Raw genomic sequence first — 20,063 nt, 5'->3', positions numbered from 1 at the left:
AGGATACCCTCTTGTCTTATTTTTTTACGTATAGTCGTACAACACGACCCAACAACAAAATCACCCAATAACGTATGAATTTACTGATTCAATCCCTAGTTCATAAATAGCCGGACGTGGGCTTTTACATGGACAGAAGCCAGTACGTCAATAATAGGGATATAGGCGTTCATTTTCTCGATATCACCAGCTTCCGCATTATCACAAAAGACTTCAATAGACTGATTTAAATCAAATAAAATACGTTGTGTATCTAAGTGGGTCACTCTCATTAAGCGCATCGCAGCGCTCAAAATGGTCATTGCTACACCATATTGATGCATAACGACCGTCTCTCGCTGGCTGACGCCTTGGACTGCCATAACAAGCGCCTGAGTAACCGGATAAGTACCGGGCACATTGCGGCTTTTAATTTGCTCCAGCCACCAGCTAATCAGAGGGTCATCAACAACATAAATCGACATTTCAGCCAATTTTTTACCCATTCTGGTGGTCATTAAGCGGTTTTCTTCATTGAGTTTACGATTGTTGATTGCCCAATCGGTCTGAATGATTGCCTCACGATCGTTGGCGACTACCGCTTTGTGCGCAACCACCAACCCCATAGCATCACCGTTAGCGGCCTGTTTTAATGCAGTAAGAACAAACTCTTTTAACGTTGCGACATCATGAACCACCCCGGTCTGTATAGCCGATTCCACGCCGTTCGAAAACGTAAAGGCACCGACCGGTAATACCGAGTCGCCAAACTGCATAATACGAATTAGTTTTGATGCATCCACCGTAAACGCCCTCACTAGTGCAGTGTTTGTTATTTACTACCGCTAATAATTCCAACTATCTTGTGAGGCATAATTGCTTCAGGTTTATCTAACGGGCTGGCAACGTGCACATGGGTATCTGAATCTTCAGCGCCGCCAAATAGCAGTCGTGCTTCACCGTTAGTCAGAGACTCAAGGATCGATTCACCTTGAACAAAGGTATATGGCAAATGTTGGAAACCGTGCGTTCTCATCACCGAATCCATCATTTTTGTTGCTACGGTCAGCGGAATATAAACCTGATTATTTTTAACCACGGCCTTCCAGTGTTGATTCCCTAAGGCGTGGCCTAAATCAAAACCGAGCTTAATAGATTCATCGATTGGCAGAGTTTTTAGTTCGTTTAAATCAATCACCATCACGTCGCGTAAACTGATCTGTACCACGACGGCACTACGCTGTGCTTCATCCCACAGCAGCACATCACCGTCTTTAAGAATAGTATTACGGTCGAGAGAAATGCCCAGATCTAACCCCTGTTGGCTTTGTTTCCGGCAGCGGCTTTTTTGGGCTTCCCACTGATCCAGAGCAACAAAATCCAGCGTTGCATCAGCCAGCTTAGTTTGCCATTCAGGCTCTCGTTTTAAGTTTCCGAGTATTCGCTCAATCACAATCATCTTTTTTTACCCTCTAACCTTAGTCGAACTACCAGATAGAAAACGGCATTCAGTTGCCGAATAAGCAATCTAAAATAAGGGGTATAACCGAAAAATCGTTGCCAGCCCTCCGGCTATACCCCGTTGCTTAATAACAATTAGCCAAAGAAATAGCGCTGATTCATCACCGCTGAGTTAATCGGTTTACAGGTTGCATGAACACCGTCAACTTTTACGGCAAAGGTTTCCGGATCGACTTCAATATTCGGCGTTTGATCGTTGCGTACCAGATCGCGTTTCGAAATAGTACGGCAATTTTTCACTGCATGAACTTGACGTTCCAAACCGGCTTTTTCTTTAATGCCGTCTTCCAGTGCCGCCTGAGAAACAAACGTAATGCAGGTATCTTGCATGGTTTTGCCCATCGCACCGAACATCGGGCGATAGTACGTTGGCTGCGGTGTTGGTAAGGAGGCGTTAGGGTCGCCCATAACAGCCCAATTGATTAAACCGCCTTTAATGACTAACTTAGGTTTCGCACCAAAGAAACGCGGATCCCACAGTACCAAATCAGCCATTTTGCCAACTTCAACCGAGCCAAGAATATGGCTCACACCCTGAGCAATAGCCGGGTTGATTGTGATTTTTGCCACATAGCGCAGCACTCGGAAGTTGTCATTATCAGAAGCGTCTTCGGGTAGCTTGCCTCTCGACTCCTTCATGGCATGAGCGGTTTGCACGATACGTAACCAGTTCTCACCCACTCGACCCATGGCCTGAGAATCACTGGAGAACATGGAGATAACGCCCATATCATGCAGTACGTTTTCAGCCGCAATCGTTTCCGGACGCACCCGACTTTCAGCAAAGGATACGTCTGCCGGTACGTTCGGATTTAAGTTATGGCACACCATAATCATGTCGAATAATTCGGCCTGACTGTTGATACCATAGGGCAGTGTCGGGTTGGTTGAACTAGGTAGTACGTTCATCTGGCTTGCGACTTTAATGATATCCGGAGCATGTCCACCACCGGCACCTTCGGTATGGAAGGTGTGTATTGTGCGCCCTTCAAATGCATCAACGGTATTTTCTACATAACCCGCTTCGTTCAGGCTGTCGGTATGGACCGAAACCTGAATATCCATTTCATCGGCAATACGCAGTGAATGGCGGATGGCATTAGGCGTAGCGCCCCAGTCTTCATGAACTTTTAGTCCGGCTACGCCGGCAATAATTTGTTCCACCATCGGATCACGACCATAGGAATTACCCTTACCTAACAGGCCGATGTTAATTGGCAGCCCTTCAATCGCACGCAGCATTTTACGAATGTTCCATGGACCCGGCGTTACCGTTGTTCCGTTCGTTCCATCCGTTGGCCCGATACCACCACCAAAGAAAGTGGTCACGCCATTAGACAGGGCATGATAGGCCTGCTGAGGAGAGATAAAATGGATATGGGAATCGATTCCCGCCGCAGTCAAAATTAAATGCTCACCGGAGATAGCATCAGTACCGACACCGACTACCATGCCTTGTGTCACACCGCTCATGGTATTTGGGTTACCACTTTTACCGATACCGGCAATTTGGCCATTCTTGATACCAACGTCAGCTTTGAGGACACCCAGCTTGGCATCAACAATCGTCACATTAGTAATCACTAAATCCAACACACCATTGTCGCTGGTGAGATTGTTATTTGCGCCCATACCATCGCGCAGGGACTTACCGCCACCGTAAACAGACTCTTCACCGTAACCGCATAAATTCTTTTCTATTTCTATAAATAGATTGGTATCACCCAAACGAATTTTATCACCAGTGGTTGGGCCGAACAGACCGGCATATTCTTTTCTAGAAATTTGGGGCATATGTCATTCCTTCTTTTGATACATGGGGTGAGTCATCAACGCCATGCACATCAAATGAGCAATTAACTAATTAGATGATTTAAAACCGTTATCGATAGCGCGCTGTATAGCGATACGTTTTTCAGCACGCTCTCCCGTAGCTACCATGCTGTCGCCAGCCCAACCATCCACTAAGTTATTAAAACCATAGATAGCCTGTTTGCCACCAAACGGAATAAGGCTAACTTCAATCTCATCGCCGGGTTCGAAACGAATTGCGGTTGTTGCTGTTATATTTAAACGTTTACCAAATGCGGCGGCACGATCGAAATCTAGCGCTTTATTGGCTTCAAAGAAGTGAAAATGGGAGCCAACCTGAATCGGTCTGTCGCCGGTATTACGTACTTTTACCTTAGTCACCGGCCGATCTTCGTTAAATGTAATGGGCTCGTCCTTTAAAACACATCCTCCGATTGGTACCGGCGGAGCTTTAGTGTCCTTTTTTTTTGCGTTCATATATCAGGATCCTCAATCAGAATGCATTTAAGATGTTATGTTTTTCAGCGCAAATATTATTGGATAGGATCGTGTATGGTGACTAAACGACTGCCATCCGTAAAAATAGCCTCAACCTGAACGTTAGGAATAAGATCGCTGACCCCTTCCATAACATCATCTTTGGTTAATACTTTCCGAGCCTCATTCATCACATCTTCAACCGTTTTCCCATCTCTGGCACCTTCAAGGGCGGTGACTGTAATAATAGAAACCGCTTCCGGATAATTTAGCTTCAAACCACGCGCTTTGCGTTTTAAAGCGACATCCGACAGTGTGTATATCATTAGCTTATCTATTTCTCTTGGGGTGAGTTGCATAAACCCTCCTGTAGTGTTTCATTTATCCAAAACAGTGATATAAACCTAATTACCTGTAAAACCGTCATTTACTAACAGATCTATATACCTATAAAGGTATAGTTGAAGAAACGATTTTATTCAAAAAAACAACTAAAATTAACATTTAGTTTTATTCTCTAGTTAATCAGCATTTAATGGGAATTTAATCCAAAAAATCAATCAATCGAATGATATTTATTTTACTTATTGATTAAAATAAAATAAAAACCCGTATCAAAGCTTTTCAATTTCCTTTAAAATAATGGATAACAAGATAAAACACCAAGAAACAAGATTATTAATCCAAAAAAAACGAAATAAAAGTTAATTAAGTTGATTGAAAAGCAGATAGTAGCTTCATGTTCGAAAAAGAATGTTTATTTCTTAATGAAATAAAAGTATATATAGCTAATGCAAATGCGTGTTACCAGACGTTCAATAACAACTTATAATTTATTAAAAAATAATCAGTTAGCTCAAACTGATTAAAAAAAAAGCACCCATTAAAATACAAAAAATATCAATAAGGTCATTCTTATTTTCTTATCATCAAATAGAATGTTAAAAACAGATAACAAGGGGTGTCTAGATGCACTAATTACCAATAAATATAAAAGCGTTACTACATAGAGAAACGCCCCGTTATTAGTTGAAGGGAGGGTAACCGTTAATTACCCAATAAAATATTAAATATCGAAAGGGTATGAATTACAGTCTAAATTATATATTAATCTCTTGATAATCCGATTTTATGAAATCTATATCTGAAAATACATTAGCGTCTACTTTTCAAACGTAGCGTGCTTTCTAATCAAGAATATGATTATTAACACAAAATTTCATCAGATCTTGATTTGATTATTGTTATCAACATTTATTGAGTGCTAAAGCCGGCATTTTCAAGCTAATTAAGTCCATACCACCATCATGACATAAATAACGGGAGTCATTCTGGATGCCTTTACAAAGTCGTGGCTATACTTTAGTCAAACAAAAAAGACGTTACCGTATGATATGAATTACTAAACAAGGAGAGCGTTATGATTCCCCCGTTACTTTCCCGCACTATTCTGGCGACTACACTGAGCGTCATTTTTGCGCTCCCCGCCGCCGCTCATTTTCAGGAAATTATTCCCTCCGCAGACGTACTCCCTGAAGGTGGGGATGTCACCTTGGATTTGGTCTTTACCCATCCCTTTGAGGGCGGACCAACGATGGCAATGAAACGCCCCGTTGAAGTGGGCATTCTGGCTAATGGCACTAAGACCAATCTCACTGACAAATTGGTTGAACAGTCTGATAAGGGAGCCGTAACCTGGCGGGTTTCTTATAATCTGCCTGAGCCTGGGGCTGCCATCTTCTATGTGACACCACAACCCTATTGGGAACCGGCAGAAAATAAATATATTGTGCATTATGCCAAAGTGATTGTGGATAGCTTTGCCTCCGGCGAAGGTTGGGATGAGATGGTTGGCTTACCGGTCGAAATCCAGCCGTTAACGCGCCCGACAGGCTTGTGGACCGGTAATCTTTTCTCAGGTGTGGTGACCAAAGCGGGTAAACCGGTCCCCTTTGCTGAAATTGAAGTTGAATATGTTAATGATTCGGGTATTAAAGCCCCGAACGATGCTTACATCACTCAGGTACTCAAAGCCGATGTGAACGGCACGTTTAACTATGTGATGCCTGCGTCCGGATGGTGGGGATTCGCAGCATTGGTCGAAGGGGATAAGCCGATGAAATCGCCTGACGGCAAAGAGGTACCCGTAGAGGAAGGCGCGCTGATCTGGATTCATACCAGCCCAATGGGGAAATAAAATGGCGCATATTCCTGATGGTATCCTCTCGCTTCCCGTACTGGTAGGCGGTGGTATTATTGCAGCTTCCGGGGTAGCTCTCGCGCTTCGACAGCTCGACGATAGAGCAATCCCTAGAATGGCCATTCTCTCTGCGGTTTTCTTTGCTGCATCACTAATTTCAGTACCGGTCGGACCATCAAGCGTACATCTGTTACTCTCAGGAGTCATGGGGCTCTTTCTTGGTCTGGGTATCTTTCCGGCAGTATTGGTCGCACTGATATTACAGGCAGTCCTCTTTGGTTTTGGCGGATTAACAACGCTTGGAGTGAATACCCTTAACATTGCATTACCCGGCGCACTGGTCGGAATGGTACTGGGACCGATGATCCGCCGTACAGACTCACCGCTGTGGGCGGGGGCGATTGCTGCTATTGGATCCGTGTTTAGCGTGCTGGCGACGGGGGGAATGGTTGCCCTATCGCTCTGGCTTTCATCCTCAGAGTTTACCCCCGTAGCAAAGGTACTTTTGCTGACATATCTTCCACTGGCTCTGGCGGATGCCGCGATTACCGCTGTGGTGGTAGGTTTTATTATGCGTGTAAAACCACTGGCATTGTTTCCTTATCTGCCAGCCCGAAGGGAGTAAGTTGATGGTCCGCGTTTTTATTGCTCTGTTTTTCATGCTGCAGATCGGCCCTGCAACAGCCCACAGCCTGCGACTTTTTGCCCGGGTTGATGCCGGGCAGATCGGCGGTTATGCATTTTTTATCGGCGGGGGGCGTCCTTCTGGTGTGAACTGGGTTGCTAAGATGAATAATCAGACGGTGGCTACGGGGAAAACCGATACCAACGGCGGGTATCATTTTGCCGTTCCCACACCGATAACCGGAGACGTTGTTATTACCGTGGATACCGGGGAAGGACATATTGCCACTACCCGACTGGCACCTGAACGCTTTGAGTTGTCACTCCCAACGGCCGGGCAACCATCCGCCGTAGTGATCGATGGCACTAGCACACAGCCTGATGCACAGACAACGGAACGGCTGGTTGAAGCAGCCGTTGAACGGCAAGTGGGCCCTCTTCTGGAACGGATTGAAGCGATGGATACGCGTATGCGCCTGACTGATGTGATATCAGGTATTTTCCTTATCATCGGACTGGCGGGCATCGGGCTATGGATTCGCAGTCGCGGACGATGAGCCGCCCGGTTGATCTGCGTTTGCGCCTGATTGCCGCCATGGGGGCGCTGATTGTCTTTACACCGGTTAAAAATCTGGCACCCGCCGTTGCCGGCTTATTTGCCGTGCTGATGCTCTACGCTGCCTGCCGCCAACCGCTCCCTTGGAGAAGACTTCTCCATCTCGAAGGCTTCTTAATCTTACTGCTCATTACCCTGCCTTTCACATTACCCGGAACGCCACTTTTTCATCTGGGGCCTCTGACGGCCAGTACGGATGGACTGTGGCGAGCTATCGTTCTGGCATGCAAGGTGACGGCATCTGTATTACTGATCTCGTTTCTTTTTGCTACCGCCGATCCAATCCGCCTCGGAAACGCGCTGCTGGGGTTGCACGTTCCGGAACCGCTGGTCCGATTGTTTGTGGCCGTCGTCCGCTATTTAGCCTTGATTCAGGATGAGTTTTCTCGTCTGCAGGAGTCTATGCGTGCACGTGCCTTTATCCCTCGATCCAATCGGCATACGTGGCGGAGCTATGGTTATCTTCTCGGTATGCTGCTTATTCGTGCGATGGAACGGGCCGACCGCGTGGAAGAGGCGATGCGCCTGCGGGGATATTCAGGTCGCTTTCCACAAACCCCGCTACCTCCGCCCCCCTTTTCTGACTGGATTGCTGCCGGCGGGCTGATAGGCAGTTCAATACTTCTTTTGCTTTGGGATAAATTATGACTGAACTTATCCGGCTGAATGACCTCAGGGTACTTCGCGATGGTAAAACCATCCTCAATAATGTCGAAATGGTTCTCAGTGCCGGTGAACGGCTGGCTATTGTCGGTCCCAATGGCGTCGGTAAGACGACGCTGTTACGTACTATTGCTGGCCTTGAGTATCCTGAGGCAGGGGAGGTTATCCTGTTCGGACAGGCTTGCAAACGAGAGGCTGAATTTCGTATCCAGAGGCCGCGCATTGGTTTTCTCTTTCAGGAAAGCGACGACCAGCTTTTCTGCCCGAGCGTTATCGAAGACGTTGCATTTGGCCCCTGCAACACCGGCATGTCTAATCAAGAAGCCCGACAATGTGCCGCTGAAACACTGGATAAATTGGGGATTGCCCATCTGGCTGAACGCTTTACCCATCGCCTGTCAGGGGGGGAGAAACGACTGGTTTGTCTTGCAGGCCTTCTCGCCATGCGGCCGGATGTCCTTCTGCTTGATGAACCGACAAACGGCGTCGATGCTGAAAACGGTGCCAAGTTACGCACGGCACTGCTAACTTTTGATGGCGCTATACTGCTGGTCTCTCATGATGAACATTTTGTGACGGATATTGCGACGCGGGCGATGGTGTTATCAGCCAAAGGGTTGCATGAAGCTAATATTCACCAGCACCTACACCAACACCACCACCCGCACATTCATCCCAAGCTACCTAAAGAGTAAACCACATAGCCACCCGCTAGGGGGAGCTTTCCCATAAATGGACGTGGTATCCAACTAGGAATAAAAAAGCCGATAACAATAAAACGTTATCGGCTTTTAGCTATCGCGTAGAACAGAACCGTGGGATTAAACCGTCAGCAACCGTTGCGCGGTACTATCGACCAAGGCCAGTAAGGCTTTAATATCATCTAAAGTGACCGTCGGATTTAGTAACGTCATTTTCAGGCAGGTGATGCCATTAAATTCGGTAACTCCAACGTTAGCCAGCCCTGACGCTAATAAGGCATCACCAATCTTCTGGTTAAGCAACCCTATCGCTGCATCACTACCCGTCGCTAACTGCTGCGAACGGTAGCGAAACAGGACGCTGGCCAACTGTGGCTGCATGACTAATTCCAGCGACGCTTGCTGTGAAATATAGTGCGCGACCTGCTGCGCCAGTGTAACGCCATGATCGATGATCTCAGCGTACTGCTTTTGCCCTAAAGCTTCTAAGCCCATCCACAGTTTTAACGCATCAAAACGGCGGGTAGTCTGCAAAGATTTAGAAACCAAATTAGGCACCCCCTGAGCTTCATCAAACTCAGAGTTCAGGTAGGCCGCCTGATAACGCATCAGTTCATAGTGGCGGGCTTCTTTTAGCAGGAAAGCGCCACAGCTTATGGTCTGGAAGAACTGTTTATGGAAGTCCAGAGTAATGGAATCCACCAATTCTATACCATCCAAATAGTCGCGGTACTTCTCAGACAGCAACAGTGCGCCGCCCCATGCTGCATCAACATGCACCCAAATCTGATGTTGCGCCGCCAAAGTCGCGATAGCGCGTAGTGGATCGATGGCTCCGGCATCCGTGGTACCTGCGGTAGCCACAATGGCCAGAATCTGTTCGCCGTTGGCCTGAGCCTGCGCCACTTTTTCGCTTAAATCGTTAAAATCTAAGCGACCGAAATAGTCAGTTTTCACCAACGTAACGGACTGATAGCCTAACCCCATTAAAGCCATGTTCTTTTGCACCGAGAAATGAGCGTTCTCAGAACAGAGGACTTTAATCTTTGTTAGGTTGCCCACCAGACCGTCTTGCTGAACCGAGTGTCCTTGACGGGCAAAGAAGGCATCCCGTGCCAGCATCAGGCCCATCAGATTACTCTGAGTTCCCCCGCTGGTGAATACGCCTGCATCTCCGGGCTGATAGCCAACCTGAGTGCGCAACCACTCGATCAACTTCATTTCGATAATGGTCGCCGACGGGCTTTGATCCCAAGAGTCCATACTTTGGTTAGTGGCATTGATTAACACTTCAGCAGCCTGACTGATTACCAGGCTCGGGCAATGCAAATGAGCAACGCACTGCGGATGATGGACAGACAGGCTGTCTTTTAAAAAGTACTCAACCGCTCGTTCAATCGCAGCCTGGTTACCCAAGCCCTGAGGGTTAAAATCCAGAGTGATACGTTCACGCAGTTCAGCAACGGTTTTTCCCTGATACATCTCGGGTTGCTGCAGCCACTGGACAACCGCCTGACTACTCTGAGCTATTGCTTGTTGGTATGCCTCGGTACTGTGCGCTGAGGCTGCCAAAATTGGGTTTAATTTAGACATCGCAATAACTTACTCCACGTCAACAGGCTTGATGCCGGCGGCTAACAGGGCTTGCTCAAATTTTTCTAAGAAAATTCGCAGTTCATCGTTAGTGATCAGCAAGGACGGTAACAGCCGTAACACGCAGCCGCCGCGTCCGCCACGCTCCAGAATCAGCCCGGCTTCAAAGCATTTTTTCTGTAACAGTGCCGATAATTGACCGTCTGCAGGATAACAACCCATATGATCCTGAGTTTCATCAGGCTTAACAATTTCAATGCCAATCATTAAACCCAGACCACGAACGTGACCAATCACCGGATAACGTTTTTGCAGCCCGGCCAGTTTTGCCTTCAGCCACTCTCCCTGAGTCGCTACTTTGTCAGCGATTCGATGTTCTTTCAGATGTTTCAGCGTTGTCAAACCGGTTGCCATCGCCAGTTGGTTACCGCGGAAAGTACCGGTATGGTGGCCGGGCTCCCAGGCATCAAACTGTTTCTTTATGCCCAATACCGCCAATGGCAGGCCACCACCAACGGCTTTAGACATCACAATGATATCCGGCTCAATACCGGCATGTTCAAAGGCAAATAGCTTGCCGGTGCGGGCAAAACCGGCCTGAACCTCATCGATAATCAGCAGAATACCGTGTTCTTGAGTGACTTGGCGAATGCGCTGTAACCACTCTACCGGCGCCGGGTTAACCCCACCCTCACCCTGAACGGCTTCCAAAATGACCGCCGCAGGCTTACGCACGCCGCTTTCTACGTCATTGATCAGGTTTTCAAAATAGTAGGTTAATGCCTTAACGCCCGCCTCACCACCAATGCCCAGCGGGCAGCGGTACAAATGCGGATAAGGCATAAACTGGACTTCCGGCATCATGCCATTAACGGCTTCTTTCGGCGACAGGTTACCCGTTACTGCAAGCGCGCCGTGAGTCATACCGTGATAGCCGCCGGAGAAACTAATCACGCCGGAACGGCCGGTGTACTTTTTTGCCAGCTTCAGCGCAGCTTCAACGGCATCAGCGCCGGAAGGGCCGGTAAACTGCAGGCAGTATTCTTTGCCCTGCCCGGGTAATAGAGAGAGTAAATAAGCGGAGAATTGATCTTTCAACGGCGTTGTCAGATCCAGTGTATGTAACGGCAAGCCGCTAGTAATGACATTTTGGATGCTTTGCAGCACATCAGGATGGTTATGACCAAGCGCTAACGTTCCCGCGCCAGCCAAACAATCAAGATATTGATTATTCTCAACATCAGTTATCCAAACGCCCGAGGCTTTGGCAATTGCTAACGGCAATTTGCGTGGATAACTCCTAACATTCGATTCATATTCAGCCTGTCTGGCTAAATAAGTTTCATTATTTTCATTGAATGAATTCACACCTAAACTATCAATACGGACTTTATCCGTCATCATATCTCTCCTACAACCGAGGTTATCAGTAACGCCAGTTGAATAAATAAGTTAAAAAAGTGATTGCTTATGTATAAAGCGCGGCCAATATAGGGCTTTTCGCCCCCCTACTCAATCATTTATTTTTTTAAATTATGCCGAATTTTTATTAAATTAATTAGGATATTAGCTCATTTTAAAGTCAATAAGTTTGAAATAACTAAAAATTGCAGTCATTAATATTGAGTAAGGATTTATCTTTGGCGGGTTGTACATGCAGTCAATTGATGCTATTTCTATTCAAATGCCAAATTAGCTATGCCACTACAATACCTTCTTATCATCAACGTCAGTGCTATCACACAAGAGACAATTATATTTCCCCTTTAGAGCTGCGAGGGATTGCTCTTGGCCTAAATAAAATGTTGTAGGGTAAACTACCAAGATCAAATCATTGCTATACATTGGCCACTATATATAACATAACGCATTAGCCAACGAGAATAACTTGAAAATAGATTATCACTCATATTTCAAACTATAAAAAATAATAGTTACTCCACATTGACATTTAAATAACAAATTAGCTTGTAACTAAATTTATTCCTTTAACTAAACTCTGTTTTTATTTGTCATTTTAGCTTTAAAGATCTCAATTAGATCGTTTGATAGACAATAAACCCAAAAATAATTAAATTAAAGAAATAATAGACCATTTTAACATTTCATTCCGATCTTACATGCTGATCATCTCGAATCCCAGTGATACAATCACCTACTACCTGCCCAAGTATTTTTATAAAAAACAAAGGGAATTAGTATAATGAAGTTACTTATTCATTTATCAAAACGACAATCATACCGACACATCCACTTCATAAACCCTCAGCTAAATAAAGCTAACTACCCGTAACAATCAGTACAACTTACAACGCATTTATGCATTTAAATTAAAAATAAACCAACAAGTTTAATATTTATGGATAAATATCCCGCCAGTTCTGACGGTTGTTTTTATCAAACCCCGATATTTAACCATAATCGAAAAGACCATTAATCATATCTCGATAGCGTTAATTACCAATGTCAGTTGCTAATATTTAACATATAAAGGGACTATCAATGAATCATATTTATAAAATTGTATGGAATAAGGGGCAGCAATGCTGGTGTGTAGTGTCAGAGCTTGCAAAAGGACACATTAAGGCTAAAGCCAGCGCCTCGGATTCGAGAGTAGTACAAAGTCTGGCATTGGCTATATTGCTAGGTATGGCAGCAATGCCAGCACTGAGTATGCCTGTAACTCCGGCACTGATTTATGACGATGAAACGATTTCTGCAGGTGAATCACAAACGATAGACGATGGAGACACAGCCCAAAATACGATTATCAATCAGGATGGCAAGCAGTTTATCAAAAATGGTGGTATAGCAAAAAAGACCGTTATTGCAGGCGGTGGACAGTATCTTTATGGTGGTGACGCAACGGACACCACCATCAATAATAACGGTTTGCAGGAGGTCCGGGGTGGTGGCACATCCACTGATACTCTTATTGATGGTGGAAAACAGTTTATCTATACCGATGGTGCAGCAAAAAATACCACTATCAAAATCGGCGGTTCACAGAGTGTCTATGGTGGTGGAATAGCGACTAACAGTATCGTTAACGGTGGTGCGATGGCTATTTATGGTGGCGGTATAGCACAAGATACCATCATAAATAGTGGATCGCAGACTGTCGCCGCTAGCAGTGCCATTAATACCGTGGTTTATGAGGGGGGCACTCAACATGTTATGGATAGCACTAGTAGTGGTGCGCCTAGCACAGTAGAAAATACCTTGTTAGGTAAAGTTGAAAGTGATGGTTCGATTTCTAAGGGCGGAGTCCAAAAGATAAGGGATGGGGGAGCCGCTAAAAATACGACGATTTATCTGAGCGGCAAACAGGAAGTGTATATTGGTGGTACAGCAACTAATACGACCATTAAAAGCGGTACTCAAATTGTCAATTCTGGTGCCACAGTCATAGAGACTACCATTGATGATGGAAAACAGTATGTCTATGGTGACGGCACGGCAACTAACAGCACTGTTAATGATGACGGGCAAATACGCATTAGCGACTCAGGCATATTATCCGGTATCACTCAAATTAATGGCAGCGGCAAACTGGTAGGGATTGATACATCAGATAATATTATCGCTAGCGTCAACATTATCAATAACAGCGTGCTCATGCTTAAGCAGAGCGCTGATACTTTACTGAATTTAAATATCAGCGGCGCGGGTTCACTGATTAAGCTGCAAGATAATACCCTGACTTTGACCGGTACAAATACCTTCAGCGGGGATGTCGATATCCAAGGCGGTATTGTTGCGATTTCTGCCGATACAAACTTAGGCTCAACAACCAATCAAGTCTTGCTGAACGGCGGAGATCTACAAATTACCGCCGATCTGACCTCAGGACGGAACGCAATCTTACGGCAGACCGGCCGCATTATCGTTGATAGCGACGTGACTGCTAGTATCAACGGTTGGGATGACGGCGGTTTGCTAGCCAATACCGTGACCAAGACCGGTGATGGTACCTTAATCTGGACCGGTAATAATAGTGCCAATACCGCGACGGTGAACATCACCGGAGGCACGCTACAGATAGAATCTCTGGCCCAACTCGCCAGTGCTGCCGGGGTAGTTGACTTAGGCGCAGCCGGCACGTTGTCTATCCTTAAATCAGCCAGTTCAGCGGCAAACGTAGACTTCACACGCCAATTAACCGGCAGCGGTGAACTGAAGGCTGATCTAGGCGACCCTCGCCATGAGTTTACCTTTAATTCCAGCGCCAACGGCGGAAACTTTACCGGTACACTTACCGTGGATAACGGCCGCTTCATTCTAAATGCTGACGCAGACAGTACCTTGGGTAACGCAACGCTGGTATTGAATGGCAGCGCAGGCAAACTGGGCACCAGCAAGCTGGAGGGAAGCCATATACTGGGTGGACTGACCTTAAACGGCGGCCAGTTAGAAGTGGATTACAGTGCTGTTGATTATCGCCCGAACGGTTTTTTGACGGTGAATACGCTAAATATGACCGGGGGCGGTAATTTAGCCATTAGGTTACCAAGCAACTTGGCTAACCCGCTGCCAGTGACCGGTGAGTCTCTGTTTGACCAGGACGATAATGTCTATGATCAGATCATTGCCGCAACCACGGTTAACGGTGACGGAACACAGTTAGTGGTGACTCAGGTTGACGGTACGCCGATGCTGCCGGATACGTCAATCGGCTTGGTGCAAAACAATATCGTCGTCGGTGAGGCTTACTATAACTACTTTGGTTCAGTGAAGAGCGACGGTCTGTACTTAGGTTATGGCTTAGCTCAATTAGAGGCCTTTGCCGGCCAGTCGATAATACTGACCAATAGCAATGCGACGGATAATAAGCTGGGCGCAAGGCTAACTGGAGACGGTGGTTTTACGCTGAATGCTAACGGCACGGTGCATATCGGCAACGCGGCCAGTCATTACACCGGGGCGACAGATATCAACAGCGGCGCGGTGGTATTGATTACCGATAATGGTTTTGGCCAAACTTCGGCACTGAATATGCAGTCCGGAACGGCTGTTGACCTAAACGGTAACAACCAAACCATTGGCCAACTGAATGCCTTAACCAACAGCCAGTTTGATTTTAATGGTGGTGCGCTAACTATCACTAACGGTGGGCAGCTCGACGGCATGCTAACGGGTCAAGGCCAGATGACGTTAACCAATGGAACTTTAAGCGTAACACAGAACAATGGTCAGTTGACCAGCGCGACTAATATCAATAGCGGTGCTATCGCTCATCTGACCCAGCCGCAGGGCTTAGGTCGGGGCATCATTCGTAATGAAGGTATTCTGAATCTGGATACCGCCCGAGGAACCTTACTAAACAGCCTGAAAGGCCGCGGGGAAGTCAGGTTGATCAACGGGGCGGATATATGGCTAAACGGTAATAATATTGATTTCGACGGCCGCTTTACTACCGACGGTGGAACCACGTTAACCGCCACGACAGCAGTAAACCTCGGAAATGCTAGCGTAGACAACGCCGGTACGTTGGTCCTTGATAACGCGGGTCTCTGGGCTTTGACCAATAATATCAGTGGAGTCGGATCGCTGGTTAAGCGCGGTACAGGGACGATACAGATTGACGGGAGTAACGTGTCGGCCGGCCTCACTGACATTGAAAGTGGCATGCTGATCATTGGCGGGTTACCGGCTAGTTCGACAACATCTGCTGTTGCGATGCCACTGGCTGACTCATACCCGGCGAATCTAACCAGTGACGTGATTATCCGTGAGAGCGCGACGCTGGGCGGTTATGGCGTGGTGACCGGTAATATCGATAACCAAGGTAACCTCATCTTAGGCCATAGCTTAACTGGCGCAGGTCACGGTAAGTTCATCATCGACGGTAACTATACCGGCAGTAATAACGGAGCGGTGATTTTTAACACTCATCTAGACGGTGACTCATCATTGACCGACCGATTGGTGATTACCGGCAATGCGTCAGGCAACAGCAAGCTGATCGTGCTGAGTGCTCGGGGAGAAGGAGCCCAGACCGGAGACGGCATTAAACTGATTGACGTTCAGGGCAGTGATTCATCCGGTAAGTTTACGCTGAGCGGTCGTGCTGTTGCCGGGGCCTATGAGTACTTCCTATATCAGGGTGCTGTTTCTGCACCGGATGACGGCGACTGGTACCTGCGCTCGTCATTAAATTCACTCAATCCGGATCCGTCAATCTATCGCCCGGAAGCCGGTGGTTACATGGCCAATATGGCGGCGGCAGGCAATCTGTTTAACCTGCGGTTACAAGACCGAGAAGGTCGGGCTGAGAACTCCAGCCTATGGCTGCGTCAGGTGGGTTCACGTACCAAACACCGTGACGACAGCGGTCAGTTGCATACTTCGACCAACAGCTATGTGATTCAGGGCGGCGGCGAGGTGTTCGGTACTGACACATCTGATACCGGTCGCGTTGGTGTAGGCCTGATGGTGGCTTATGGTAAAGCGGACAGCAAGTCAGGATCACGCACCAGCGGCTATAAGGCCGACAGTAGCATTGACGGCTACAGCACCGGCCTTTACGGTACCTGGTATCAGGATGCCAAGACTCTGAACGGGGCTTATGTTGATAGCTGGGTTCAGTACAGTTGGCTGGATGCGCAAGTGAATGGTCAGGATAAGATGAAAGAGTCCTATAATATCGACGGTTTAAGTGCCTCGGTTGAGGCAGGTTACCGTTTACCGATTTATCAGGGCTTAAACGGTGATGTGTTTATTACACCCCAAGGTCAGATTATCTGGAACGGCATCACGGCTGACGATCATACAGAAAATGGCGGCACCAAAGTCTCCTCCAGTGGACATGATAACGTGCAAACCCGTCTGGGTGTCAAAGTCTCCCGCGACGGTATCAACGATAAAGACAAAGCTACCGACAAGTTGTTTACCGTTTACGCCGAAGCCAACTGGTTGCATAACAGTCAACAGGCTGGCGCTATATTAGACGGTACCGAAATCAAACAGTCCGGTAGCCGTAATCTGGGAGAACTGAAGCTGGGTACTGAAGGTCAATTAAACCAGAATCTCGGCCTGTGGACCAACGTGGCCCAACAGTTGGGTGATAATGGTTACAGTAATACCTCAGTAAATTTGGGTGTGAAAGTCCGCTTCTAATCAGAAATTAATAAAGCGTGTGGTGCAAAATAGCCACACGCTTTTTTATCACCCTTAAGTGAATTAATTAGAGAGGTAATAAGTACAGTGCAAGCGGGTATGTCTCTTACAGATAAAAAAACGGGACCTAAAAAGGCCCCATATATGACTATTACTTCTGGTGAGTATTAGAAGCTATAGCGCACGCCGGCAGTCACACCGAAGCGCTGTTCTATATCGCGATTACGGCTGTAGTTCACATTTACACCGGCGCTCAGGTCTTTCATCAGTTGCGCTTCTACACCGCCACCAAACTTATAACCAGAGCCGTCTACGGAGTTGCTGAACGCTTCTCCGTTAATACCGACATCGTTATCCTTCACAAACTCATGGCCTGTCGCCATCATCACATGTGGCGTTACCGCCATTCCGGCTATCTGAGTTTTCACTCCGGCTTCCATACCTAACTCACCACGGGCAGACCAGTAACGGTCACTGTTAACCTGCATGCCGTTATCCAGCGAGAAGTCAGCACCTGACGCCGTATATCCATTCATCTGAGCGTACGGAGCAACATATACATCCTGTGTCACCTGATAACGATAGCCTGCCTGACCTGTCAGACCTAACAGGTTTTGAGTGTAGTTACCACGAGATACCGCACCATCAGATGAATTGGCGTGCACTCTTGAGCGCGACTGACCGGCGCTGACGGTCCCTTTGTAGAACATGCCATTATCCATGGCTAACAGACCGTAAGCCTGTACTGAAGTGCTCTCCGTCGAACCGCCAGAGCCTCGGTTATCAAAATCAGACAGATGGCTATTGTCATGCATTATTGCCGCACCGTAGGTAGCCTGTCCGCTGCTGATTGGCAGAGTCTTGTCTACGCCCATGGCTAAACCGTTGATGTTTTGTTTAAAGCTAGAACTCAGTTCGGCTTCACCGGCCCAGGTACCACCATAGTAATTGGCCCATAGGTTGCGGCCCTCACTGTCCATTCTGGAGTTTAGGCGATCATAAACCGTATTAACTTGGGTGTTCCAAGATGCCAACGGAGCGGCAAGACTGGATAACACCGCATTGGCACTGTTTGAAAGAACAAAATTACCGCCATTGCCGCCATGACTACCATCACCACCGTTACTACCGTCACCGCCATGACTACCGTCACCACCGTCACCACCATTACTACCGTCGGTGGAGCCATCCGTTGAACCGTCATCAACCATCCGCACCAGTGACCATCGACCTTCTTGTTCAACTAGCTTGTACTTATATGCGCCCAAATCAGCTTCATTAGCCGCAATAGCGATGTCGCCATTAGCAACGTTGATGATCTCTCGATTGTCGTAGCCATCACCTCGGCCATCACTTTTAATCACCACGTTCATATCACCGGTACCCGTCGTAATATTCAGCCAGGAGTCCCCGCTGACTAACAAATCACTGCTTTTTGAATACCAGTTATCTGCGTTGACGGTAGCCTTAGTAATATCGATTGTACTGTCGATAATAGAAATATTTTCAATATTAGAAGTGGCTGCCGCTTTCCAGTGACTACCGTTGGTAAAGTTAACCTGAGAATCCTGTTTGTATAAAGTACCGTCTCCTTTCGCTGTAAACCTGATTGAACCATCCAAATAGCTGTCATCAAAGTTAACGGTATGATGATTGAGCTTAGCTGTCTCATCCGATTGGGAAGTGAGCAGTAGATTTCCTACCATCCTCGAACCTAATACATTGACAGTATTGTCATAGGCAAGGCGAGTAAGCCAAATATTCCCATTCAGAGTAGTATTTGTCAGATTGGCAATAGAATCGTTAGTCATGTGGATATATAAGGCGGTGCTGTGCTGGCTAGGCACTTCTTCACTATTGGCAACTTCTATATGTGCAGTGATCTCAGAATCAGAGATATTCACCGTTGAGGCGTTGCTATTCAGAAGATGTACAGCGTATGTTCCGGCGCTACCACCATAAGTAGTGATGTTAGAACGCTCAATATTAAGCGTTGAGTTTTCACCGATAAGCACCACCCCGAATGTCTGGCCTAACGTACCAAGACCAACATTAATTTCGCTATCTTTAATATTGACGGTGGAATCCTGAGATGAGCCAACATGCACCCCAGTCTTATTGCTGCCAATTATCGAGTCGCTAATAAAGATATCATTTTTATTTAGCATATTAGCCGACACGCCGGGAATTCCATCGACGTCAGTCTCGATAGTAACATTACTCAGCGCCAATACGTCATCACTAACGTCCGGGGTCCATTGCAGCGCTTCACTGTAAATTTTATCCGCCAACTGTACATCGCCAGTTAGCTGCATAACCGCCTGTACAGGAATAGCGAGTGTAGAAAGGGATATTGCCGAAGCAATTTTTAGTTTTTTGAAATGTTTCAATGTATTCATCCTGTCGTAATCCGAATAAAAAATGTGATTTAAAAAATAAAAAAACGACACCAATGAGCTGACAATTAAACAGCCACATTAATAGCGCGATATTAATTCAATAAAAAACAATACTACTCACTGTCCATAAAAAACCACACACAACATTTAAAAAATAAAAACAGCAACACCCCCAGTTAAAAGGTATATACAAATTTGGAAGTGACGGTGTTAAATATCAATGTGTAAGACAAAGCATCGCTCTTCAACAAGAATAAATAAACACACATTTAAAAACAAGCCATTAACTTTATAAAACAGAAAACAGTCAAGATAAAATAAGTTCAACAAACTGATTTTTAACAAGTAATGTTAAATAT

General features: G+C 46.5%; 14 protein-coding genes. 6 read left to right on the top strand and 8 right to left on the bottom strand.

The features are described from left to right. Positions 1-95: 95 nt before the first annotated feature. From YWE_RS0115145 to YWE_RS0115125, 5 genes are all read right to left on the bottom strand, one after another. Positions 96-782, bottom strand: coding sequence for an urease accessory protein UreF (locus YWE_RS0115145; protein ID WP_029095304.1), 687 nt, complete (start codon positions 780-782; stop codon positions 96-98). 29 nt (positions 783-811) lie between these two features. After that, positions 812-1,438 (bottom strand): urease accessory protein UreE, encoded by a 627-nt coding sequence (locus tag YWE_RS27465; RefSeq protein WP_051323367.1) that lies wholly within the window; start codon positions 1,436-1,438, stop codon positions 812-814. A 137-nt stretch (positions 1,439-1,575) separates the two neighbouring features. Further along, entirely contained in the window at positions 1,576-3,294 is a 1,719-nt protein-coding gene (locus YWE_RS0115135; protein ID WP_029095303.1) for an urease subunit alpha, read from the bottom strand. 66 nt (positions 3,295-3,360) lie between these two features. Continuing rightward, positions 3,361-3,789 (bottom strand): urease subunit beta, encoded by a 429-nt coding sequence (locus tag YWE_RS0115130; protein WP_029095302.1) that lies wholly within the window; start codon positions 3,787-3,789, stop codon positions 3,361-3,363. A gap of 56 nt (positions 3,790-3,845) precedes the next feature. Then, complete coding sequence (locus tag YWE_RS0115125; protein ID WP_029095301.1) at positions 3,846-4,148, bottom strand: urease subunit gamma; 303 nt, start codon at positions 4,146-4,148, stop codon at positions 3,846-3,848. A 1,061-nt stretch (positions 4,149-5,209) separates the two neighbouring features. Here YWE_RS0115125 and YWE_RS0115120 point away from each other — a divergent pair. Genes YWE_RS0115120 through YWE_RS0115100 form a run of 5 tightly spaced genes read left to right on the top strand, consistent with a single transcriptional unit; the run spans position 5,210 to position 8,587 of the window. Continuing rightward, positions 5,210-5,986 (top strand): DUF4198 domain-containing protein, encoded by a 777-nt coding sequence (locus YWE_RS0115120; RefSeq protein WP_036016233.1) that lies wholly within the window; start codon positions 5,210-5,212, stop codon positions 5,984-5,986. A gap of 1 nt (position 5,987) precedes the next feature. Continuing rightward, positions 5,988-6,614 (top strand): cobalt transporter CbiM, encoded by a 627-nt coding sequence (gene cbiM, locus YWE_RS0115115; RefSeq protein WP_029095299.1) that lies wholly within the window; start codon positions 5,988-5,990, stop codon positions 6,612-6,614. Between the two features lie 4 nt (positions 6,615-6,618). Continuing rightward, positions 6,619-7,170 carry a hypothetical protein gene (locus YWE_RS0115110; RefSeq protein ID WP_029095298.1) on the top strand — a complete coding sequence of 184 codons (552 nt, stop codon included), beginning with the start codon at positions 6,619-6,621 and terminating at the stop codon, positions 7,168-7,170. Then, positions 7,146-7,877, top strand: coding sequence for a cobalt ECF transporter T component CbiQ (cbiQ, locus tag YWE_RS0115105; RefSeq protein WP_099044093.1), 732 nt, complete (start codon positions 7,146-7,148; stop codon positions 7,875-7,877). Before YWE_RS0115110 ends, cbiQ begins: the two co-directional genes overlap by 25 nt. Then, entirely contained in the window at positions 7,874-8,587 is a 714-nt protein-coding gene (locus tag YWE_RS0115100) for an energy-coupling factor ABC transporter ATP-binding protein (protein WP_029095296.1), read from the top strand. The genes cbiQ and YWE_RS0115100 overlap by 4 nt, the downstream gene beginning before the upstream one ends. Before the next feature lie 126 nt (positions 8,588-8,713). Here the strand turns inward: YWE_RS0115100 and YWE_RS0115095 are convergent, their stop codons facing one another. Then, positions 8,714-10,186 (bottom strand): pyridoxal phosphate-dependent decarboxylase family protein, encoded by a 1,473-nt coding sequence (locus YWE_RS0115095; RefSeq protein WP_029095295.1) that lies wholly within the window; start codon positions 10,184-10,186, stop codon positions 8,714-8,716. Positions 10,187-10,195: 9 nt separating this feature from the next. Further along, positions 10,196-11,590, bottom strand: coding sequence for a diaminobutyrate--2-oxoglutarate transaminase (locus tag YWE_RS0115090; RefSeq protein ID WP_029095294.1), 1,395 nt, complete (start codon positions 11,588-11,590; stop codon positions 10,196-10,198). Between the two features lie 1,098 nt (positions 11,591-12,688). On the opposite strand from YWE_RS0115090, the gene YWE_RS0115085 reads away from it, so the two are divergent. Continuing rightward, positions 12,689-17,305: an autotransporter outer membrane beta-barrel domain-containing protein gene (locus YWE_RS0115085; protein WP_051323366.1), complete on the top strand. Its 4,617-nt coding sequence runs from the start codon at positions 12,689-12,691 to the stop codon at positions 17,303-17,305. A gap of 167 nt (positions 17,306-17,472) precedes the next feature. Here the strand turns inward: YWE_RS0115085 and YWE_RS0115080 are convergent, their stop codons facing one another. Beyond that, complete coding sequence (locus YWE_RS0115080; RefSeq protein WP_029095292.1) at positions 17,473-19,704, bottom strand: autotransporter outer membrane beta-barrel domain-containing protein; 2,232 nt, start codon at positions 19,702-19,704, stop codon at positions 17,473-17,475. Positions 19,705-20,063: the final 359 nt, after the last annotated feature.

The organism is Budvicia aquatica DSM 5075 = ATCC 35567, from assembly GCF_000427805.1.
GTDB classification, from domain to species: Bacteria; Pseudomonadota; Gammaproteobacteria; order Enterobacterales; family Enterobacteriaceae; genus Budvicia; species Budvicia aquatica.
This window is presented reverse-complemented; position numbering and strand designations above follow the sequence as displayed.